At 67.8% G+C, this 18,997-nt stretch carries 25 protein-coding genes; 6 read left to right on the plus strand and 19 right to left on the minus strand.

What is annotated here, in order from left to right:
- Positions 1–97 precede the first annotated feature (97 nt).
- Positions 98–562, plus strand: coding sequence for an SRPBCC family protein (locus tag OHA40_RS12455; protein ID WP_330233204.1), 465 nt, complete (start codon positions 98–100; stop codon positions 560–562).
- Positions 563–726: 164 nt separating this feature from the next.
- Positions 727–1,599: a 1,4-dihydroxy-2-naphthoate polyprenyltransferase gene (locus tag OHA40_RS12460; RefSeq protein WP_330233205.1), complete on the plus strand. Its 873-nt coding sequence runs from the start codon at positions 727–729 to the stop codon at positions 1,597–1,599.
- 216 nt (positions 1,600–1,815) lie between these two features.
- Here the strand turns inward: OHA40_RS12460 and OHA40_RS12465 are convergent, their stop codons facing one another.
- The 5 genes from OHA40_RS12465 to OHA40_RS12485 form a co-directional block, all read right to left on the minus strand.
- Positions 1,816–2,199, minus strand: coding sequence for a phage holin family protein (locus OHA40_RS12465; RefSeq protein WP_330233206.1), 384 nt, complete (start codon positions 2,197–2,199; stop codon positions 1,816–1,818).
- 74 nt (positions 2,200–2,273) lie between these two features.
- Positions 2,274–2,846 carry a Clp protease N-terminal domain-containing protein gene (locus tag OHA40_RS12470; protein WP_330233207.1) on the minus strand — a complete coding sequence of 191 codons (573 nt, stop codon included), beginning with the start codon at positions 2,844–2,846 and terminating at the stop codon, positions 2,274–2,276.
- The gene (locus tag OHA40_RS12475) at positions 2,846–3,067 is read right to left on the minus strand and encodes a helix-turn-helix domain-containing protein (RefSeq protein ID WP_040870358.1); all 222 of its coding nucleotides are present in this window, start codon (positions 3,065–3,067) and stop codon (positions 2,846–2,848) included. The genes OHA40_RS12470 and OHA40_RS12475 overlap by 1 nt, the downstream gene beginning before the upstream one ends.
- A gap of 193 nt (positions 3,068–3,260) precedes the next feature.
- The gene (locus tag OHA40_RS12480) at positions 3,261–4,346 is read right to left on the minus strand and encodes a PLP-dependent cysteine synthase family protein (protein ID WP_330233208.1); all 1,086 of its coding nucleotides are present in this window, start codon (positions 4,344–4,346) and stop codon (positions 3,261–3,263) included.
- On the minus strand, positions 4,343–4,642 hold the full coding sequence (locus OHA40_RS12485; protein ID WP_442944041.1) for a DUF4229 domain-containing protein: 300 nt from the start codon (positions 4,640–4,642) through the stop codon (positions 4,343–4,345). Before OHA40_RS12485 ends, OHA40_RS12480 begins: the two co-directional genes overlap by 4 nt.
- Before the next feature lie 247 nt (positions 4,643–4,889).
- On the opposite strand from OHA40_RS12485, the gene OHA40_RS12490 reads away from it, so the two are divergent.
- Both OHA40_RS12490 and OHA40_RS12495 read left to right on the plus strand, forming a co-directional pair.
- On the plus strand, positions 4,890–5,099 hold the full coding sequence (locus OHA40_RS12490) for a BldC family transcriptional regulator (protein WP_040783886.1): 210 nt from the start codon (positions 4,890–4,892) through the stop codon (positions 5,097–5,099).
- 117 nt (positions 5,100–5,216) lie between these two features.
- Positions 5,217–5,423 carry a hypothetical protein gene (locus tag OHA40_RS12495; protein WP_330233210.1) on the plus strand — a complete coding sequence of 69 codons (207 nt, stop codon included), beginning with the start codon at positions 5,217–5,219 and terminating at the stop codon, positions 5,421–5,423.
- A gap of 187 nt (positions 5,424–5,610) precedes the next feature.
- Here the strand turns inward: OHA40_RS12495 and OHA40_RS12500 are convergent, their stop codons facing one another.
- Positions 5,611–6,219 carry a hypothetical protein gene (locus tag OHA40_RS12500; RefSeq protein ID WP_330233211.1) on the minus strand — a complete coding sequence of 203 codons (609 nt, stop codon included), beginning with the start codon at positions 6,217–6,219 and terminating at the stop codon, positions 5,611–5,613.
- A gap of 313 nt (positions 6,220–6,532) precedes the next feature.
- Here OHA40_RS12500 and lppU point away from each other — a divergent pair, with 313 nt between their 5' ends.
- Entirely contained in the window at positions 6,533–7,180 is a 648-nt protein-coding gene (gene lppU, locus OHA40_RS12505; RefSeq protein ID WP_330233212.1) for an LppU family putative lipoprotein, read from the plus strand.
- Between the two features lie 155 nt (positions 7,181–7,335).
- On the opposite strand, the gene OHA40_RS12510 is transcribed toward lppU, so the two are convergent.
- From OHA40_RS12510 to hemL, 8 genes are all read right to left on the minus strand, one after another.
- On the minus strand, positions 7,336–7,989 hold the full coding sequence (locus OHA40_RS12510; protein ID WP_330233213.1) for a Uma2 family endonuclease: 654 nt from the start codon (positions 7,987–7,989) through the stop codon (positions 7,336–7,338).
- 97 nt (positions 7,990–8,086) lie between these two features.
- On the minus strand, positions 8,087–9,052 hold the full coding sequence (gene ccsB, locus OHA40_RS12515; RefSeq protein ID WP_330233214.1) for a c-type cytochrome biogenesis protein CcsB: 966 nt from the start codon (positions 9,050–9,052) through the stop codon (positions 8,087–8,089).
- A 2-nt stretch (positions 9,053–9,054) separates the two neighbouring features.
- Complete coding sequence (gene resB, locus OHA40_RS12520; RefSeq protein WP_330233215.1) at positions 9,055–10,731, minus strand: cytochrome c biogenesis protein ResB; 1,677 nt, start codon at positions 10,729–10,731, stop codon at positions 9,055–9,057.
- Positions 10,728–11,570 carry a cytochrome c biogenesis CcdA family protein gene (locus OHA40_RS12525; protein ID WP_330233216.1) on the minus strand — a complete coding sequence of 281 codons (843 nt, stop codon included), beginning with the start codon at positions 11,568–11,570 and terminating at the stop codon, positions 10,728–10,730. Before OHA40_RS12525 ends, resB begins: the two co-directional genes overlap by 4 nt.
- 40 nt (positions 11,571–11,610) lie before the next feature.
- Positions 11,611–11,865 (minus strand): hypothetical protein, encoded by a 255-nt coding sequence (locus OHA40_RS12530; RefSeq protein WP_330233217.1) that lies wholly within the window; start codon positions 11,863–11,865, stop codon positions 11,611–11,613.
- Complete coding sequence (locus tag OHA40_RS12535) at positions 11,862–12,503, minus strand: TlpA disulfide reductase family protein (protein WP_330233218.1); 642 nt, start codon at positions 12,501–12,503, stop codon at positions 11,862–11,864. Before OHA40_RS12535 ends, OHA40_RS12530 begins: the two co-directional genes overlap by 4 nt.
- Complete coding sequence (locus OHA40_RS12540) at positions 12,500–13,150, minus strand: histidine phosphatase family protein (RefSeq protein ID WP_330234144.1); 651 nt, start codon at positions 13,148–13,150, stop codon at positions 12,500–12,502. The genes OHA40_RS12535 and OHA40_RS12540 overlap by 4 nt, the downstream gene beginning before the upstream one ends.
- Before the next feature lie 389 nt (positions 13,151–13,539).
- Positions 13,540–14,877: a glutamate-1-semialdehyde 2,1-aminomutase gene (gene hemL / locus OHA40_RS12545; RefSeq protein ID WP_330233219.1), complete on the minus strand. Its 1,338-nt coding sequence runs from the start codon at positions 14,875–14,877 to the stop codon at positions 13,540–13,542.
- Between the two features lie 173 nt (positions 14,878–15,050).
- Here hemL and OHA40_RS12550 point away from each other — a divergent pair, with 173 nt between their 5' ends.
- Positions 15,051–15,437 carry a hypothetical protein gene (locus tag OHA40_RS12550; RefSeq protein WP_330233220.1) on the plus strand — a complete coding sequence of 129 codons (387 nt, stop codon included), beginning with the start codon at positions 15,051–15,053 and terminating at the stop codon, positions 15,435–15,437.
- 22 nt (positions 15,438–15,459) lie between these two features.
- Here OHA40_RS12550 and OHA40_RS12555 read toward each other — a convergent pair whose 3' ends face one another.
- The 5 genes from OHA40_RS12555 to hemB form a co-directional block, all read right to left on the minus strand.
- Entirely contained in the window at positions 15,460–15,681 is a 222-nt protein-coding gene (locus OHA40_RS12555; protein ID WP_330233221.1) for a hypothetical protein, read from the minus strand.
- Between the two features lie 442 nt (positions 15,682–16,123).
- Positions 16,124–16,387 (minus strand): hypothetical protein, encoded by a 264-nt coding sequence (locus OHA40_RS12560; protein ID WP_330233222.1) that lies wholly within the window; start codon positions 16,385–16,387, stop codon positions 16,124–16,126.
- A complete protein-coding gene (locus OHA40_RS12565) occupies positions 16,384–16,866 on the minus strand; it encodes a hypothetical protein (protein ID WP_330233223.1) in 483 nt (160 codons plus the stop codon). Before OHA40_RS12565 ends, OHA40_RS12560 begins: the two co-directional genes overlap by 4 nt.
- A gap of 324 nt (positions 16,867–17,190) precedes the next feature.
- On the minus strand, positions 17,191–17,706 hold the full coding sequence (locus tag OHA40_RS12570) for a hypothetical protein (RefSeq protein ID WP_330234145.1): 516 nt from the start codon (positions 17,704–17,706) through the stop codon (positions 17,191–17,193).
- Positions 17,707–17,711: 5 nt separating this feature from the next.
- The gene (gene hemB / locus OHA40_RS12575; RefSeq protein ID WP_330233224.1) at positions 17,712–18,689 is read right to left on the minus strand and encodes a porphobilinogen synthase; all 978 of its coding nucleotides are present in this window, start codon (positions 18,687–18,689) and stop codon (positions 17,712–17,714) included.
- Between the last annotated feature and the right edge of the window lie 308 nt (positions 18,690–18,997).

Below are 18,997 nucleotides of genomic sequence, written 5' to 3' on the forward strand. Positions count from 1 at the left end.
GGAAACATCCCGCGGTCATCGTAAGTGAGCACGCCCGGCCGGGCCGACACGATTCTTTTGCCGCCATTCCGGGTGCTCGGTCGCTTAGGCTCACCGCATGGCTGAGTTCGAGGTGGTCCGGTCGGCCGTGATCACGGCCGAACCCGCGCGAGTGCACGCGCTGATCAACGATTTTCACGAATGGGTCAACTGGTCGCCATGGGAGGGCCTCGACCCGCAGTTGCAGCGCAGTTATTCCGGCGCGGACTCCGGTATCGGCGCACGCTACGCCTGGAGCGGGAACCGGAAGGCGGGTGCGGGCAACATGGAAATCGTCAGCAGCACCGAGCGCCAGATCGGGGTGCGCCTGGAATTCCTGAAGCCGATGAAGGCCACCAACCAGGTGATCTTCGTCTTGGACCCGGTCGAGACCGGCACCGAGGTGACCTGGCGGATGACCGGACAGCAGACCGGTCTGATGGGCTTTATCGGCAAGCTCATCCCGATGGACAGATTCGTCGGCCGGGACTTCGAGAAGGGGCTCGCCCAGCTGCAGCAGGTGGCGACGGACGGAACGGCCTGATCGCCGCGCGCGCACAATGCGTACCTCCGCCTTCGCTCCGGCCGTGCGCAGGCTGAAGACGGACTACGTCCGACAGCGCCCACTATGCGTACCTCCTGCCTTCGCTCCGGCCGTGCGCGGGCTGAAGACGGACTACGTCCGACTGCGCCCATTATGCTGCGGACATGGCTACTGCAGCGCAATGGATCGAGGGCGCCCGACCGCGTACCCTGCCGAACGCGATCGCCCCTGTGCTCGCCGGGACCGGCGCCGCCGCGTCCATCGACGGGGCGGTGTGGTGGAAAGCGATTCTCGCGCTGCTGGTTTCGCTGGCGCTGATCGTCGGCGTCAATTACGCCAATGACTACTCCGACGGTATCCGCGGCACCGATGACGTCCGAGTCGGCCCCGTGCGCCTGGTCGGGCAGAAACTGGCCTCCCCCGCCGCGGTGAAGAATGCCGCGATCGCCAGCCTCGTCGTCGGCGCGATCTTCGGTCTGGTGCTCGTCGCCACCAGCGCGTGGTGGCTGCTGCTGATCGGCGCGGCCTGCCTGGCGGGAGCCTGGTACTACACCGGAGGCAGCAAGCCCTACGGTTACAGCGGATTCGGCGAGCTGGCGGTGTTCGTCTTCTTCGGGCTGATCGGCGTGCTCGGCACCCAGTTCGTGCAGGCGAACCGGATCGACTGGGTGGGCGCGCTGCTCGCGGTATCGGTGGGCGCGTTCTCCAGCGCCGTGCTCGTCGCGAACAACCTGCGCGACATCCCCACCGACACCGAGTCCGGGAAGGTCACTCTCGCGGTGAAACTCGGCGACCCCCGCACCCGTACCCTGCATCTCGTACTGCTCGCGGTGCCGTTCGTCGCGACGCTGGTCCTGGTCGCCCGCACGCCCTTGGCGCTGGCCGGGCTGGTCGCCATTCCGCTGGCCATACGCGCCAACGCGCCGGTGCGCGGCGGCAAGGGCGGCCTGGAACTGATTCCCGCGTTGCGCGATTCCGGTCTCGCCTTGCTCGCCTGGTCGGCGATAACCGCACTCGCAGTCGGGTTGTGTCAGTAGTCAGTAAACCTGGGTTGCTACCCACAGCAACCACAGTGGCCCCACTCCCGCTTTCGAGCGAAGCGAGACCGAGCATCCCCCGTTCGCGGCCCGGCTCGCGTCCGAGCGGCCGCCGCGTCCGCGACGAAGTCGCCAGCGGCGGTCGCTCGGACGCGAGCCACAAGGGGGCCGCGAACACGCAGCGCCGCAGGCGCTGCCGAAGACGCGGCGAAAATATCAGTCCTCGTCCGGGACCAGGATGCCGAGCACCCAGTTCACGAGCGAGACGATGACGCCGCCGAACAGCGCGGCCCAGAAGCCCTCGACGCGCAAGCCGTAGTCGGTGAACGCGTCGGTGATCTCGGCGGTCAGCCAGAGCATGAGCGCGTTGATCAGGAGCAGGAACAGGCCGAGCGTGACGATCACCAGCGGCAGCGACAGCAGCTTGACGATTGGCTTGACCAGCGCGTTCACCACCGTGAACACCGCGGCCACCGCGAGCACGACGCCGATCTTCGCGGCGGTGCCCCCTTCGGGGGCGAGGATGTCGATGTTGTCGACCCAGAAGGCGGCCAGCCAGATGGCGACCGCGTTGATGACCAACCGAATCACAAGCTGCATGGGCCAATGCTAGGCCCGAGAAGCGGACTTGCGCCGACTTACAACGTGATCCGCGGCGGCGCACGTCCGCGGGCTCAGGCGGCACGGTCGAGCAGTGCGTGCACTTTGGGGCGCAAGCCGTGGATCGCGTCATCGCCGCCGAACAGACGCATGGTCGTTCGGTTCGGCGCCCGCAGGATGCCGAGCAGCACGTGACCGGATTCGATGGACTTGTCCTTGCGGCTGAGCGCCTCGCGCAGCGCGAGCTCGAGCACCTTCTTCGCGTCCCTGGTGAACGGGATGTGCCCGCCGCGGCCCCAGCCGAACGGTCCGCGCGGCGGTTCCGGTTCGGCGCGGTCGAGCGCGTCCTCGCCGAAATGGGCCTCCAGCGACTCGCGCACGGCGTCGAGATCGATGCCGATGGAGCGCAGCGCCTCAGCGTCCTCGGCGCCGAGCGGGTCACCCTCGCCCTTCTCCGACAGCATGCGGCGCACGCCCTCGTGGGTGAGCCCGGCCTCCGCGAGCAGCGCCGTCAGCTCGGGCTCGCCCTGCGAAAGCAGACCGAGCAGCACGTGCTCCACCTCGATATTCGACGCGCGCAGCGCACGCGCGTCTTCCTGGGCGATGACGACCGCCATTCTCGCCGACCTGCTGAACCGTTCGAACATCAGCGGCTCCTGCCTTTCCGGTTGTATTTCTGGTGGACTGCCTGCTTGCTGACCTCGAGCGCTTCGGCGATCGCCTGCCAGGACCAGCCCTGGGCACGGGCATTGGCCACTTGGATCGCTTCGAGACGTTCGAGCAGCCGTCGCAGCGCGAGCACCGCACGCAGTCCGACCTTGGGGTCGGGGCTGCCCGCGGCGGCCGCCAGGGTGGTTGCTTCCGTCATGCGTCAATTTTGATTGACGTCAGCCAGTGTTGTCAACAAAAATTGACGATGCGTGACGCGGTGTAGCCCATTTCCGCCATGGGCGAACAACGAACAGCCCCTGCGGCAATGAGCAGCCTGACCAGCCGCGCCGCGGGGAACCTTCGACTTCGCGGTGTCCGGATACCCGGCACCGGGTAAGGGCCGAAGCCGCTCAGGCGTCCCAGATCCCGGTCGCCAGGAACTTGTCCAAGATCGCGGTCGGCTCGGCGAGGCTCAAACCCTGGGACGCGACCCAGTCGTCATCGAAATACGTTCCCGCGTAACGATCGCCACCGTCGCACAGCAGCGTGACCACACTGCCGCTGCGTCCTGCGGCGATCATCTCCGCGATGAGGGCGAAGACCCCCCACAAGTTGGTTCCGGTCGATCCACCGAGACGGCGGCCCAGCCGAGCGCTCGCATATCGCGCGGCCGCGATGGAGGCCGCGTCGGGCACTTCGAGCATCCGGTCGACCACCTGCCCGACGAACGACGGCTCGACCCGGGGACGGCCGATCCCCTCGATGCGCGAGGGCATTCCGGTCTGGTAGGCGGCATCGCCGGTCTCGTAACCGCCGTAGAAGGCGGAGTTCTCCGGATCGACAACGGCCAGTTTCGTTGCGTGCCTGCGGTAACGGATATAGCGGCCGATGGTGGCGCTGGTGCCGCCGGTTCCCGCGCCGACCACGATCCACTCCGGCACCGGATGAGTCTCCAACGCCATCTGCTCGAAGATCGATTCGGCGATGTTGTTGTTGCCGCGCCAATCGGTGGCCCGCTCGGCGTGCGTGAACTGGTCCATGTAGTGACCGCCGCATTCCGCCGCCAAGCGGGCCGCCTCGGTGTACATGTCCGGCGGGCGCTGCACGAAATGACAGCGGCCACCCTGCGCTTCGATCAGCGCGATCTTCTGCGGGGAGGTAGTCGCCGGCATCACCGCGACGAAGTCGAGGCCGAGCAGTTCGGCGAAATAGGCCTCGCTGATCGCGGTCGAACCGGAGGACGCCTCCACTACCGTGGTGCCCTCGGTGATCCAGCCGTTGCAGATCGCGTACAGGAACAGCGAGCGGGCGAGGCGATGCTTGAGACTGCCAGTGATGTGGGTCGACTCGTCCTTGAGATACAACTGCACGTTCCACTCCACGGGCAGCGGGTAGCGCAGCAGGTGGGTGTCCGCGCTGCGCTGCGCATCGGCGTCGATCAGCCGCACCGCGTTGTCCACCCAATCCCGCGGTGTGGTGTGGTCGCAGGACCTCACGAAGGCGTTCCCGCGTCCGGGGGATTCCCCTGATCCTCGCCGCGCAGCCGCGCTCGCAGCTCGGCTTTGTCGCGACGCCTGCGCTCGTCGACCAGGGCGATGTCCTCGTTGACCTTGACTCGCAGCCGCTTGAACAGGGTCAGTGACAGCGGCATCGCGATGATCAGGGCGAACAGGGCCGCGACCACCAGCGGTATGTCCACTGACACCAACTGAGCGGCCAGCACGATCACCGCGGTGAGCACTACCACGAGACCCAACCTCGCGACGGTATAGAGCGCCAGATTCCGGGCCAGCCGACGACCAACGCCAGCGGTTTGCTGTCCGGAAGCCTTTTCTGGTGGAGTTGCGTCACGCACATCCGTCAGCCTATGCGAAGCTGTTGCCCGCACCCGGTGCACGCCCAATGCCGGGGGTGAGGCGCACATCCGTTTTGTCTATTACCTCCCCTTTACCAACTGTAGGTGGTTCGAGTACCTAGGGGTTTCAGTGCGACGATGGCGCCATCTGATGAGGGAACTGTCGAGAACGGAGAGGTTTGCTATGACTGCGATCACCGTCGGCGGCCAGGACACCCTGCTGACTCCGGGCCAGGTTGCTGCCCTGTTTCACGTCGACCCCAAGACCGTGACGCGCTGGGCTCACGCCGGGCGTCTCGGGTCGCTGCGCACACCGGGCGGGCATCGCCGGTTCCGCGAATCGGAAGTACTCCAGCTGCTCAAGTCGCTGACCACCGAGGCGACCGCACGCTGATCGCAGGGCGCGCGGGCCCGTCGCGCTGGGCCCGCGCTCGCCCGCAGGCGGATTTTCGCGTCTGCGGTGTGCTGGAGTCGCGTCCGCGACTACCCTCGTAATCAGGAGGTGAGCGACGTGACGTACCTGTTGGCACTCATCGCAGTGGTGGCAATCGCGGTGCTGTGCTGGAAGGCGTTCGGCCCCCAGCGGACCGGACCCACTATCCCGCAAACGCGTTCACCACGGCGCAAGCGCATCGTCGGACCCGACGACGACCCGGAGTTCCTCTGGCGGCTCTCCCGCCAGCACCGCGACGGCGAGTCCGGTTCTGCCGAGCGCTGACGCGATTCGTCCGCGTGACACGCGTCGAGCGGCGTCCGTTCCCTTGCTCTGCGCGCTGCGCCGAACATTTGACGGCGTCCAGGCGGGTTGACTCCCTCCTCCCGCCGGACAGCACGTGCATCGGCCATTCGGTCCGGGTGAGGCAGGCGCGCTGCGGTGCGCCTGCCTCTCCCGATCCGAGCGTCGATCAGGGCTCGCCGTTGACGACCGCCAGCAGGGCGTCCATGAAAGGCTGCCCGCCTTGGATGGCCCCGCCCGCGATCGCGCCGACGACCAGGCCGATCGGACCGGTGATGATGCTGAAGAAGCCCAGACCGATCAGGGCTCCGAGCAGACCGCCGAGCAACGCGCCGCCGACCACGCCGACGACGTTCTTGTTCAATTCGGCGATGAGGCGATTCATCGAGCTGATCGGCTGCATCTCGCCGATCTCCTTGGCGTCGGCCACCGGCGTGAGCGCAAGACTCCTTCCGTTGTCGCTGATCTCGTGCGCGACCGCCAGCTTGCTTCCGGAAACCTGGAAGCTCAAAGGCACCTCGGCGACCACGGCGCCGGTGTCGGAGGTCAGTTTGATCTTGGTACCGTCGTCCACGACCGCGAAGGTGCCGTGCTCGACAGCGGTAGTGATAGCGCCGGTTTCGCGGGAGACCGTGGTGCGGTAGTCGACGCCCTGCTCGACACCGACCGTCGTGATCTCCTTATCCGCTTCCACGGGTTGCGCGTTCGCGGCCCCCGCCGTGATGCCCACGGCGGCAACCGCACTGAGCGTAATGGCGGCAATAGTGCCGAACTTCATTCTGGAATTCCTTCTCGAGACCTCCGGCGCCGGAGGCCGGATGGCGTGTGACTGTACAGCGCCCGTAGCTTGTTGCCAGACTTGGCGATCGGCATACGTCTCGCGAAGGTTCGTTATGCGATTGTGATCAGTTCGGCTGACGAAGAAGACGCGCAGGTTAACTGTGGGGGCAAATCACTGGCACCGGGAACGAAAACTCGACGCGGACACGCCGCGTAGTGTATGCATGGCGTGGTTCTTCAATCCGCAAATATCACAAACTTCGGGTCGGCTCAGGCGTGGGTTCGAAGGTTACAGCTGTGGAGGACGTGACGTGTCGCGCCAACGTATCCGTGCCGGTCTGACCTTGATTGCCTTCATGGCTGGAACCGCGCTGGCGGCGGGCCTCGTGGTCGCCGCAGCGGTGTCGATGTCGGATCCCGCGGAGGAACCAGCCAACGCCGCCCAGACCGGCAACGCGACAACCACATCGGCGCCGCCACCGACCACCACCGAGGAACTGCCGACCACCACCGAGGAACTGCCGACCACCTCCGCGATGCGCGGCGCGTCGAACAAGGACGCCACAAGTCTGCAGGTGAACATCGGCGACTGCGTGCACCTCGGCGGCTCCGGCGGGATAGACAAGGCCGCCTGCGGCACCCCGAACTCGACCTACAAGGTCTTCGAGAAGGCCCCGGCAAACAGCCAGTGTCCCACCGACGCCGACCACACCTACAACGAAACCCTGCAGGGCGCAGCGCAAGCCGCGCTGTGCCTGGACATCGACTGGGTGATCGGCGGCTGTATGGAGGTGGTCCCCGGTAACCCGAAGCGCCTGGACTGCGCAACCCCCACCCCGACCGGTGTGCGGGTGATCGACATCAAACAGAACACCGTCGACGTCAACGCCTGCGGCTCGACCGACAGCGGAATCGTCTACCGGCAACGCCATTTCGTCGTCTGCGTCAACCGCCTCTGAACGCTGCCGACCGGCGCCGAGCTACCCGGCCCCGGACGCGAGGGGCTCACCGACGAGGTGTCCGGCCTACCCGCCGAGCGGATCGGCAGGCCGGACAACCCAGACCGCCGTGACCAGGTGTTTCGCTGAATGGACCGTTGCGGCCGCACTCTCCGTCAGTATTCGAGTTCGGTCCAGGGAATGCTGATCGGAAACGGGAAGTCGATCTCGATGCCGTCCGGGTTCTGGTAGGTCCACTCGGCGGCGACGATGTAGTTGGCAGCACGGAGTGGGCGCACCCCGTCCGGGAGCTGAGCGTGACCGATGTCGAGGCCATAAGCGCGCACGGTCGCAATCGCGCTGACCTCGTGGGCCAGCGTCACCTCCCAGTACCACGGAATACCGGCGCTGGCGTAACGCCCCTTCTTGGCTTCTGTGTCGGTCTGCGTGTTGGACGGCGACAGGACCTCGCCGACCATGAGGACGTCACTGCTCCGCACGTCCTGGTAGGGGGCGCCGAGGCAGCGGTGGACGAGGAAGTCCGGTGTCAAAAAGTCGGACTTGCCGGTGCGACCCAGGAATACGTTCGTCTCGGTGGTGACACGCCAGCACTGTTCAGGATCTTCCGACATGACTTTTCGTGCACAGCGTTCGAGCGTGGCCCAGAGTCGGTTGGAGAACGTCTGATGCTCGGCCGGCCCGCGCCGTACCCAGACCACACGACCGTCCCAGAGTTCGATCTGCCCCGCGATCTCCTCGGGCAGTCGCTCCAGTTCCTCCCACGTCATGTACGCGGGGAGGTCCGGCCGTTCGATGTGCGGAAGGGACATGCCGCAATGGTAATGGCGACACTATCCGGGCGGACGCTTGTTTCCGGCCTGGCGCTATGTAGCCGGAGCAGGGCCGATCCGATGTCGGGCGAGGGTACTAACTGAGTCCGGCGTACGAGTGCAGCCCGCTGATCACCATGTTGATGATGAACAAGTTGAACAGCATGGCGACGAAGGCGGCGATATTGATCCAGGCGGCCTTGGTGTCGCGCCAGCCGGAGGTGGCGCGGGCGTGCAGGTAGGCGGCGTAGAGGACCCAGGCGATGAAGGAGCAGGTTTCCTTCGGGTCCCAGCCCCAGAAGCGGCCCCAAGCGGCCTCCGCCCAGATCGCGCCCAGGGTGACGCCGGCGCCGAACAGCGGGAAGCCGATGATGGTGGTCTTGTAGGCCAGCCGGTCCAGGGTGCGGGCGTCGGGCAGGCGGCGGGCGACTGCGCCGAGGACGTTGTTCGACTCCTGGCCGTCGGGCTGGCGCAGGCGGTACAGGAACAGCATGCTGGCCACGCCTGCGAACAGGAAGACACCGCTGCCGATAGCGACGATGGTGACGTGCAGCGGCAGCCAGAACGACCGCAGCGCGGGCACCACCGGTGCGGCGTCGGCGTAGAGCACGGTGCCCGCGAGGAACAGCAGGAGCAGCACCGGCACCAGCACGAACGCCCAGATTCCGCGGTAGCGCCGGTCGCGTAGGAACAGTACCCCGACCAGCACGGCGGCGGCCGTCGCCATGGTGACGAACTCGTACATGTTGCCCAGGGGGAAACGATGAGTCGAGAAGCCGCGCAACACGATCGAGGCCACATGCAACACGATGCCGACCATCAGCACCGAGAACGCCATATTGCCGAGCCGCTCGGACAACGGCGTACGCGCGGGCTCGGCGACCCTGCCCGGCCCCTGTGGCGTCGACCCGCCACCCGCCGTGACCAATTCGCGCTCGGCGACCTGGCGGCTGCGCGCCGTCGCGTACTGCCAGATCAGCAGCACCAGTACCAGCGCATACACCGCGATCGCCGTCTTGAACGCGAAATCGCTGTATCTGGCGATGGCCTCGTCGATCGGCATGGTCACTCTCCCCTGGTCTCGGCGCCACGCGCCGCGGTGGTCTCGGCGTCCGGCTGCTCGTCGAGCAGGCGCGCGCGCAGTTGGTCGAACTCGCCGCCCCAGCCCGCCTGATCGGTCCTGGCGAGCCCGCCCATCTCTACTACAATGTGTCGTTTTTCAACGGTACCGGCTGCTTGCTCGGCCGGGTACACCCGCACCCAGATCCGCCTGCGCTTGATCAGCAGCGAGACCAGCAGGCCCGCCAGCATCAACAGCGCGCTCACCAGCACCCACTGCTGGGCCGGATCGTGCGAGAACTGCAGATTGACGAACTCCTGCGCGCCGTCGAAGGCGACCTTCGTGCCGTTGGGCAGCGTGGTGGACTCGCCAGGGCGCAGATTGACCCTGGCTTCCTTGGTCAGTCTGCCCTGCTTGACCTGTTCGGGGTCCAGCGCGAACAGCGACTGCGGCTTGCCGGTGTCCAGGCCGGTGTCACCGCGATAGATGTCGACGGCGACGGCCGGGTCGTTCATCGCCGGAAAAGCCGAACTCAGCAGCGACCCATGGAACATGGCGGTGGGCGCGAACAGACCCTCGATCGCAATCTGGTTCTTGCGGCGTTCCTCGTCGGTGGCGTACATGCCGCCGGGCGGGTCGATCCGCAGCACTCCGCTGGACAGGAAGGTCGACGCGTCTTCCGGGCGCCATTGGATGGACTCGGTGCGCGTCTGCCCGTTGGGGAAGGTAACCGTGAAGGTCGGCGCGTAGCCGTGGCCCTGCAGGTAGAGCCGGTCACCGGCGACCCGCAGGGGACGGTTGACCTGTACTCGGGTGTCGCGCCAGGTATTCGTCTGCAGATCCTCGCCTGCCTGGTAGGCGAGGTCCGCGGTGAACATCTCGGCTTGCCCGTTGGTCAGGTAGTCGGCCTGGTAATTCTTGACCCGCACGCAGATCGGGGTCATGCCGGTGCCGTCGTTGACGTTGCCCGCCTTGAACGTGTCGAACACGGCGGGCGAGGTGGTGCAGAAGCCGGGTCCGTTGTTCGCCAGGACGATGACGTTGCCCTCGTAGCCGAACAGCTTGCCCACCGCGATGGCGACCAGCAACCCGACCAGCGCGAGATGGAACACCAGGTTGCCGAGTTCGCGGGTGTAGCCCTTCTCCGCCGACAGCGCCAGCTCACCGTCGCGAGGGCCGGGGCGGACCTCGGTACGCCAGCCGCGCAGATGCTCCCTGGCATGGTCGATCACCTCGCCGGGCGACTGCGTGACATGGCCCGAGTAGTGATACGGCAGCCTGGTCAGATTGCGTGGCGCGCGCACCGGCCGTGTGCGCAGGGCGCGATAGTGGTCGAGCGTCCGCGGCAGGATGCAACCGACCAGCGAGATGAACAGCAGGACATAGATCGCGGTGAACCAGGAGCTGGAGAACACGTCGAACAGCTGGACGCGGTCCATCCACGGACCGAGCGTGGGACGGTCGGCGATGTACTGGGCGACCTTCTGCTCGTTGAGGTTCCGCTGCGGCAGCAGTGCTCCGGGAATCGCGGCCAGCGCCAGCAGGAACAGCAGCACCAGGGCGGTGCGCATACTGGTGAGCCCGCGCCAGGTATTGCGCACCAACGCCCAGGCCCGTCCGGCCAAGGATTGGCGCGGCGGCCGCGCGGAGTTTTCGGTCGACGGTTGGTCGGTCACGGTCATATCGGCAGAGTCACCTCGGAGACGAACGCGTCGCGTACCCAGGCGACGAACTGGTCCCACGCTCCGGTGACCATCGCGGCTCCGACCGCGACGAGCAGCATGCCCCCGATGATCTGGATGGTGCGGGAGTTACGGCGCAGCCAGCCGACTCCGCGCAGTGCGCTCGCCGACCCGAAAGCCAGCACGACGAACGGCAAGCCCAAGCCGAGACAGTAGGCGACTATCAGCGCGACACCGCGCACGGCGGTCGTGCCGTCGGTGCCCGCCGCCACCGCCATGACGCCGGACAGCGTCGGGCCGAGACATGGCGTCCACCCGAGCGCGAACACGCCGCCGAGCAGCGGTGCGCCCATGATGCTGGTGAGCCTGCGCGGCTCCATCCTGGTGTCGCGCTGCAAGGCGGGCACCAGGCCGATGAACACCAGGCCCATCAGGATCGTCACCACGCCGCCGATCCGTTGCAGCAGTTCCCGGTTCACGTTGAGCGTCTGGATGACGCCGAACACGGTGGCGGTGGCGAGCACGAAGACCACGGTGAACCCGGCGACGAACAGCCCGGCCGCACCGGCGACCCGCATCCGTCCCGAGCGAAGCGGTTGCGCGATCGCGGTCGCCCCCGGGCCGGTGGCGCGGGCTCCGGCGGCCTCCGCGACAGTGGCGGGCGGCGCCTCCGCGCCGACCAATCCGGCCAGATACGACAGATACCCGGGGACGAGCGGCACCACGCAAGGCGAGGCGAACGACACCAGTCCCGCGAGCAGGCACGCGCCGAGCGCCAGCAGCAGCGGTCCGGAGGCCGCCGTCTGCTGGAACGATTCACCGACTCCGGCAAGCATCATCAGATGCCCTCCCCCGGACGCGGCGCGGTGCGCTCAGCTCTCACACCGATTCCTCCGGCGTGTCCTCTAGCGCTCGTCCCGCACCCCGGCGCAACGACACTTTCCGCTCGGTGGCGGCGGGCTCGTCGGCCACGTCGAGCACGGCGAAGTCCAGCAGCGAGTCGGCGGCGACGCTGCGCGGCACGGTGGCGATCCCCGCCCACCGGTCGTCGACGGCCCAGCCGCCGCCGATGCGTCGGGCGCCCTGCCGGGGCCGGCAGGCGCGCAGGTGACGGGTACGACGGTCGCGATTCACTGTGATTCCTCCGAGGCGAGACGTTCGACCACCGGCTGCAGATCCTCGGCGAGCAGGGACCGCAGGAAGACCGCGGCGACCCGGTGTTGCCGGTCGAGGACGAGGGTGGTGGGTATGACACTGGTAGGGAAATTCCCGCCGAGCGCCAGCAGAGTGCGCATCGACGGGTCGTAGATGGACGGGTAGCCGACCTTGTTGTCGACCACGAAATCTTGGGCCTTGTCCTGCTGTGGATCGCGGACGTTGATACCGAGGAAAGCGACGCCTTTGTCCTTGGTCGCCTCGTAGACCTTCTCCAGGGCGGGCGCCTCGGCACGGCACGGACCGCACCATTGACCCCACAGGTTGAGCACCACGACCTTGCCGGGGTAGTCCTCGACCGAGGTTGTCTTGCCCGCCGTCATCAGGTCCGGGCCGGCCAGCTTCCCAATGGTGCCGCGGGCGGAGGGTGGGTCGTAGAGGATGTCGGTCTTGCCGCCGGGCGAGACGAATTCGAAGGTGCCGCCCGAGGCCACCGCGTCCGAACCGGTCGAACACCCCGCGAGCGCGGCGACCAGCGCCACGCACGCGAGCAGAACCGGCAGTACCCGCCCGGCGCGTGCCGGGGACGGGGTGGCGGACCCGGTGGAGCGAGTCATGCGCCGTGTACCGAGGGGTCGGAGCCGCCCGCGGGCTCGGAGTAGACGATGTCGACGAGCGTGTCGCCGTGGTAGACCAGCGAGGTCAGCGACGCGAGCGAGCACTGCCGGTGGCGGGGGTCGTGCCACAGCCGCTGGCCCTGGAGGAACCGGCGCAGCGTCCACACGGGTAGTTGGTGCGACACCAGGACCGCTTCGCGTCCGGCGGCTTCCACCCGTGCCTTGTTCACCGCGGCGAGCATGCGGTGCGCGATCTGCAGATAGGGCTCACCCCAGGAGGGGGTGAACGGGTCGCGCAGCTTCCACCAGTGCCGTGGTTTGCGCAGCGCGCCGTCGCCGACCGAGACGCGCAGGCCCTCGAAGGTATTGCCCGCCTCGATGAGGTTATCGTCGGTCCGCACGATCAGGTCGTGCTGCGTGGCGATCGCCTCGGCGGTCTCCTGCGCCCGCTGTAATGGCGAGGCGATCACCAGGGCGATGTCGTGATCCGACAGCGTCCGAGCGACGGCGCCGGCCTGCGCGCGGCCCGCCACCGAGAGACTGAATCCGGGCAGACGCCCGTAGAGGATGCCGTTCGGGTTGTGCACCTCGCCGTGCCGCAGCACGTGCACGATCGTCTCGATGGGCGCGGCGCCGCCGTCGTGCACGCGCTCACCGGTCGGTGCCGGGCTGTCGGTGGGCTCGGCAGCGACTTCGCTCTCGGAAGAAGCCGCCTTCCCCTCTTTACGCGTGGCGTCGGCCTGCGCGGACGACGCCGCGGCCGCGGCGAAGTGGGCGCCCGCATCGACCACGCTCGATTCGACGGTGTCGGCGGCCGCGGACTCGGCCGCGGCACCCGCGGCGGCGAACTGCTCACCCGCGTCGATCACGGTCGCTTCCGACACGGGATCGACGATCGGTCCGGTCCCGCCGTCCGTCGCGGGCGCATCCGGATCGGCGGATTCGCTACCTGCGTCGGCCGCGCGCGGAGCGGCGGCGTCGGTGGTGGGTTTGGCTAGCTCGCGCCGGTCGGCATCGGGTTGATCGAGGTCGGAGCTCACGCGCGGGGTCCTTCGGAGGTGGCGGCCGCCGCCGCGTATGCGGCGGCGGGCAGGGCGGCAGCGATACGGTCGAATGCGTTCTCGTCGAGCGCCGCGGAGACGAACCATGCTTCGAACGCGCTCGGCGGCGCGTACACGCCACCGTCGAGCAGGGCGTGGAAGAACGCGGGGTAGCGCCAGGTCTCGCTCGCCTTGGCGGCGGCGTAATCGGTGACTGGGCGTTCGGCGAAGAACACGCTCACCATATTGCCCGCGAATTGAACCTGGTGCCCGACCCCCGCCGTGGTCAGCGCCGAACCGAACAACTCGCCGAGCCGCTCGGCATTGCGATCCAGCGCGGCGTAGACCTCGTCGTCGGCTGCGCGCAGCGTAGCGAGACCCGCGGCCACCGCGACCGGGTTACCGGACAGCGTGCCCGCTTGGTAGACCGGCCCGAGCGGGGCCAGACTGTTCATGATCTCGGCGCGACCGCCGAACGCGGCGGCGGGCAGCCCGCCACTCATCACCTTGCCGAAGGTGTACAGGTCGCCCGCGACGCCTTCCCTGCCGAACCAACCCGAGCGGCTGACCCGGAAGCCGGTCATCACCTCGTCCATGATCAGCAGCGCACCGTGCTCGGTGGTCAGCGCGCGCAGGCCCGCGTTGAATCCGGGTAGCGGCGCGACGGCGCCCATGTTGCCCGCGGCCGCCTCGGTGATCACACACGCGATCGCACCAGGATTCGCGGCGAACGCGGCGGCGACGGCATCGAGGTCGTTGTAGGGCAGCACGATGGTGTCGGCCGCCTGGGCGCCCGTGACGCCGGGCGAGGTGGGCAATCCGAGCGTGGCGACGCCGGAGCCGGCGTCGGCGAGCAGCGCGTCGACGTGGCCGTGATAGCAGCCTGCGAACTTGATGATCTTGGTGCGTCCGGTGTAGCCGCGAGCCAGCCGGACCGCGCTCATGGTGGCCTCGGTCCCGGAGTTCACCAGGCGCACCCGTTCCACCGGGGCGACCCGCCGCACGATCTCCTCGGCCAGCTCGATCTCCGCCTCGGTCGGCGCACCGAAAGATAGCCCGCCGGACGCCGCGCGCCGCACCGCCTCGACGACCGCGGGGTGCGCATGCCCGAGAATCATCGGACCCCAGGAGCAGACCAGGTCGACGTACTCGTGACCGTCGGCGTCGACGAGCGTGTAGCCGTCCGCTGAGGCGATGAATCGCGGTGTGCCGCCAACGGATTGGAACGCTCGCACCGGAGAGTTGACGCCACCCGGAATCACCGAACTCGCCCGGTCGAAGAGGTGGGCGGAGACCGGCACCGCCGCACTGGTCACACGCGGAGAAGAACTCACGTGTTCCAGTCTCTCAGCCCCGGTGAAATAGTTCGACGACAGGGTGTAGTGCAGTGACGCAGGCCGCAGACGAGCGGCAACACGCCGAGATGAGGTTCGCGCGAATTTCGATCGCTGGAGGGTTGCCGATGCGTAATGTCGGGGGCCATCGTCTACCGGCTGGGAGGGTCTGCATGCGGATTGCCATCGTCAGTGCGGGTGTACTCACCGCGGTCGCCTGTGCCACTGCGGCACTGGGCGCCGGTTCCGCCGCCGCGGAGCCGCTCGATCAGCTCGACCACTCGCGTATCGGCATCCATCTGGACCATATGGCGACCACGACGCTGGCGGGCGGACCGATTCCCGCCGTTGTCACCATGGTCATCCCGCCCAACCGCATCGGGGCCGGCCTGAAGGGCGACTCCGCGATCTATCGCGACCAGCACGGCAGGGTGTATGCCTCGCTGCGCCAAGTGCTGATGGAGGCGGCCGATCATCCGGATGGGACGATCACCGTCTATCTGAACGCCCCTGGGACCCGCGACGGCCGCGTGCTGGACTTCTACCAGCACTGGAACTGAGCGGCCGTCGCGGGCGCGCCGGTCAGGTGTACATGCAGGGCACCTGCGCCGACATGGTGTGCAGGACGCACATGAACGAGTTGTAGGGCCCGGCGGAACCCGAATCCGGCACGAAGATCGGCGCGACGACGACGGTCGCGTCGTCCAGCGGCAGACCCGGGTTCGCGCCGACAGGCGCGGCCCCGATCCCGAGGGCGGCGGCCACGGCAAACGCGGCACAGATCTTTACGGCGAACCGGTTCATCAAACACTTTCCTTCATCGACGCACGTTCCGAACTACAACCGAAATACTAACGGCCACAGGAACATTACTGACAAAGCGCGCCGTCGCGGGGTGTGCACACCGGACGACGCGCGGTTGCACGGTAGCCCAGACGCGCGGTGTACGCAGCGGTTCCGAGGCAATCCGGGGCTACGTGATGGCGAGGCAGAAAGCGGCGAATCCGGTTGTCACCAGGCATGCCAACGGCGCAGGCAGCCGCGTGCGGCAAAGGCACGAACGGGATGGCCGCGAATGCGGGCAGCACCGGAAGCGGCGGTGCGGTAACGGTTTCGGCGGATGCGGCGGCCGGAACCGCGGCGATCGTGCCCGCCGCCACCGCGCCGAAAGGCATTCGCTGTACAGGTGGTTTCATGAATTCCGCCTACGCCGGGTCCGAACAGCCGCGCACCCCGGAATGCCAGGTCAGTTGCCGGTTCCGACCGGGCCGCGAATTCCGCGGACGAGCCGGGCCGCCGCATCGATCGCGAGCACTCCGGCGACCGCGACGAGCACCGCGGCCAACAGCTGCCAGGGCGCGGTGTAACGGATCGCGGTGAACCCCGGCGCATCGCCGAAAGGCGCGAAGTCGATGGTGCGCACGCTGTTGCGCCAGCTCAGCACCGCCGCCACCAGCGCGAGCAGGATCAGATCGAGTTCCACGAGCACCGCGACGATCCAGCGCCTCACCGGTCCGCTCCGTTCTCGCTGCGTCGCACGGCTCCGGTCAACGCCGCCCGCAGCGCCTTGTGGTCCTTGGCCCATGCCTGCACCAGGGTATCGTCGGCCAGCCGCAGCCCGATGCCGGTGCGGCGGCGCGGCACGCCGGTCAATTCGCCGAGCGCCCTGGCCGACTCCCACGGTTCGTCGTCCCAGGACTCCTCGTCGCGTTCCGGAAACACCTCCGCGACCGAGCTCAGCGGCAGCGACTCGGTGCCCGAGCGCAACGTCGCCGAAGTGAGTTCGACGCTGGCGTGTCGTTTACCGGCGAGCACCTGCAGCGCGACGAAGCCCGCGATCAGCGCGGCGCAGAACAGCAAGGCGAACCAGTGCACGGAACCACCCGTGACGAGTTCGAGGACGAGAATGGCCAGGCACAGGATCGGCCCGTAGGCCACCGCACGCCAACGGGCGCCCGGTTCGGTGAACAAAATAGTCGTGGCGGTCACGCCGAGCCCATCACGGCAGCGTGCGGCGACAGGACAGGGAACGAGATCAGCGAGTCAAGCCGGGCAGCAACAGCACGGCGACGGTCAACACGGCGAACAGAATCAGCAGGCTCAATACGGCCAGATCCCGCCGAATGCTGTGCGGCTGCTGGATCACCACTCGCATCGATGCCTCCGATCTTCCGAAGCCATCTGCCGAGTTCCCGCACGAAGCGGAGAACAACGCATGGCAGACAACTCCCGGTTCCAATGTCCACTGTGACAACCCTCACCATACATGCCGGTCTGTCTCGGACAAACTGGGAACGTGTTCCACCAACCGGGTCAGCGTCTGCCCAGCTGGAAGTACGCGGTGGACTCCGGACGGTGCGACAGATAGATGGCGCCGATCGCGAGCACGGCCTGCACGATCGAGGCGCCGCCCGCCACCAGCGAAGCTGTCCCGGTAACCGCGTCGATCGCCAGCAGCGCGCCGACGCCGATCACCACAAGCCACACACCGAGCACCGTCAGCACGGTCCGCGCCCAGAGCTTGCCCCGCCCGAACTGGTGCACGAGCACCAAGGCGAGCGCCCCGACGCCGAGCCCGATCAGCACCACGACCACGTACACCAGCGACACCATCAGCTCGGCGCTGGCCATTGTCACCTGGGGGTCCTGCGCCCTGGCCTGTTCGAAGACCTCCGTGGCGAAGGCGCGCCGCCGCTCCAGCGCGGCAATGACCGACGAAATCAGCTGCACTATGCCAAATCCGATGACACCCCACCACAATTGCCGCGCCGTACCGACGTCCTCCGGCATCGGGACCCGGGCCGGCCGAATGTCGAACGGCCCCGCCATGTTCGTCACGACAGCCAGTGCGCGGCCTCGGTCGCCCAGTAGGTGAGCACGATGTCCGCGCCCGCCCGGCGGATACCGATCAGCGACTCGAGAATGGCACCGCGGCGATCGATCCATCCGCGCTCGGCGGCGGCCGTGATCATCGCGTACTCACCGGAGATCTGGTAGGCGGCGACCGGGACGGTCGAACGATCGGCGACGTCGCGCACGATGTCCAGATACGACATGGCCGGCTTCACCATGACGATGTCCGCGCCCTCGGCGAGGTCCAGCTCCAATTCGCGGATCGCCTCGCGGCGATTGGCCGGGTCCTGCTGGTAGGTGCGCCGGTCGCCTTGCAGCGAGGAACCAACGGCCTCACGGAACGGGCCGTAGAACGCCGAGGCGTATTTCGCGGAGTAGGCCAGGATGCCGGTCTCGGTGCGCCCGACCGCGTCCAGTCCGCGCCGGATCGCGCCGACCTGGCCATCCATCATGCCGCTGGCGCCGAGCAGGTCGGCGCCGGCCTCGGCTTGCGCGAGCGCCATCTCGACGTAGCGGTCCAGCGTGGCGTCGTTGTCGACGGCGCCGTCGGCCGCGAGCACGCCGCAATGGCCGTGGTCGGTGAATTCGTCCAGACAGGTGTCGGCCATGACCACGGTCGAATCGCCCACCTCGTCGGCGAGCGCGCGCAGGCCACGGTTGAGGATGCCCTGCGGATCGCTGGCCTGACTGCCGACGGCGTCCTTGTCCTCCGGACGTGGCACGCCGAACAGCATGATCCCGCCGACGCCCGCCGTGACGGCCTCGACGGCGGTCTTGCGTAGCGAGTCCATCGAATGCTGCACCACATCCGGCATCGAGCCGATCGGGCGCGGCTCCTCCAGGCCGTCGGCCACGAACATCGGCAACACCAATTGCCGTGGTTCCAGTGTTGTTTCGGCCACGAGACGACGCAAAGCCGGGGTACGGCGCAACCGCCGCGGGCGGTCCATTCCGGTCATGAATCGCACGATACGCCCGGCGTGATCGGCTGTCGCGAGCAGGCTGTGTTTGATTTGCAGCGCCTTCGGCGCTGCGTGTTCGCGGCCCCCTTATGGCTCGCGTCCGAGCGACCGCCGCTGGCGACTTCGTCGCGGACGCGGCGGCCGCTCGGACGCGAGCCGGGCCGCGAACGGGCAATGCTCGATCTCGCTTCGCTCGAAAGCGGGAGTTGAGCCGACAGGTTGCGTTGAGTGCAACCGGAGCGTCCTTGGCAGTGCCCCGGCACTCCGGCGTTCGCCGGTCAGCGACCCTCGCTGGGACTCCATCA

The sequence above is a fragment of the Nocardia sp. NBC_00508 genome, assembly GCF_036346875.1.
Taxonomy (GTDB): domain Bacteria; phylum Actinomycetota; class Actinomycetes; order Mycobacteriales; family Mycobacteriaceae; genus Nocardia.

Excerpts from the sequence above, each read along its gene's own strand:
- OHA40_RS12500 (WP_330233211.1), bottom strand. The coding sequence starts at position 6,219 with ATGAAGTTCGGCACTATTGCCGCCATTACGCTCAGTGCGGTTGCCGCC.
- OHA40_RS12470 (WP_330233207.1), bottom strand. The coding sequence starts at position 2,846 with ATGTTCGAACGGTTCAGCAGGTCGGCGAGAATGGCGGTCGTCATCGCC.
- hemB (WP_330233224.1), bottom strand. The coding sequence starts at position 18,689 with ATGACCGGAATGGACCGCCCGCGGCGGTTGCGCCGTACCCCGGCTTTG.
- OHA40_RS12490 (WP_040783886.1), top strand. The coding sequence starts at position 4,890 with ATGACTGCGATCACCGTCGGCGGCCAGGACACCCTGCTGACTCCGGGC.
- ccsB (WP_330233214.1), bottom strand. The coding sequence starts at position 9,052 with ATGCCGATCGACGAGGCCATCGCCAGATACAGCGATTTCGCGTTCAAG.
- OHA40_RS12460 (WP_330233205.1), top strand. The coding sequence starts at position 727 with ATGGCTACTGCAGCGCAATGGATCGAGGGCGCCCGACCGCGTACCCTG.
- resB (WP_330233215.1), bottom strand. The coding sequence starts at position 10,731 with ATGACCGTGACCGACCAACCGTCGACCGAAAACTCCGCGCGGCCGCCG.
- OHA40_RS12570 (WP_330234145.1), bottom strand. The coding sequence starts at position 17,706 with ATGGCGGGGCCGTTCGACATTCGGCCGGCCCGGGTCCCGATGCCGGAG.
- OHA40_RS12475 (WP_040870358.1), bottom strand. The coding sequence starts at position 3,067 with ATGACGGAAGCAACCACCCTGGCGGCCGCCGCGGGCAGCCCCGACCCC.
- OHA40_RS12455 (WP_330233204.1), top strand. The coding sequence starts at position 98 with ATGGCTGAGTTCGAGGTGGTCCGGTCGGCCGTGATCACGGCCGAACCC.
- OHA40_RS12550 (WP_330233220.1), top strand. The coding sequence starts at position 15,051 with ATGCGGATTGCCATCGTCAGTGCGGGTGTACTCACCGCGGTCGCCTGT.
- OHA40_RS12535 (WP_330233218.1), bottom strand. The coding sequence starts at position 12,503 with ATGACTCGCTCCACCGGGTCCGCCACCCCGTCCCCGGCACGCGCCGGG.
- OHA40_RS12525 (WP_330233216.1), bottom strand. The coding sequence starts at position 11,570 with ATGATGCTTGCCGGAGTCGGTGAATCGTTCCAGCAGACGGCGGCCTCC.
- OHA40_RS12555 (WP_330233221.1), bottom strand. The coding sequence starts at position 15,681 with ATGAACCGGTTCGCCGTAAAGATCTGTGCCGCGTTTGCCGTGGCCGCC.
- OHA40_RS12510 (WP_330233213.1), bottom strand. The coding sequence starts at position 7,989 with ATGTCCCTTCCGCACATCGAACGGCCGGACCTCCCCGCGTACATGACG.
- OHA40_RS12465 (WP_330233206.1), bottom strand. The coding sequence starts at position 2,199 with ATGCAGCTTGTGATTCGGTTGGTCATCAACGCGGTCGCCATCTGGCTG.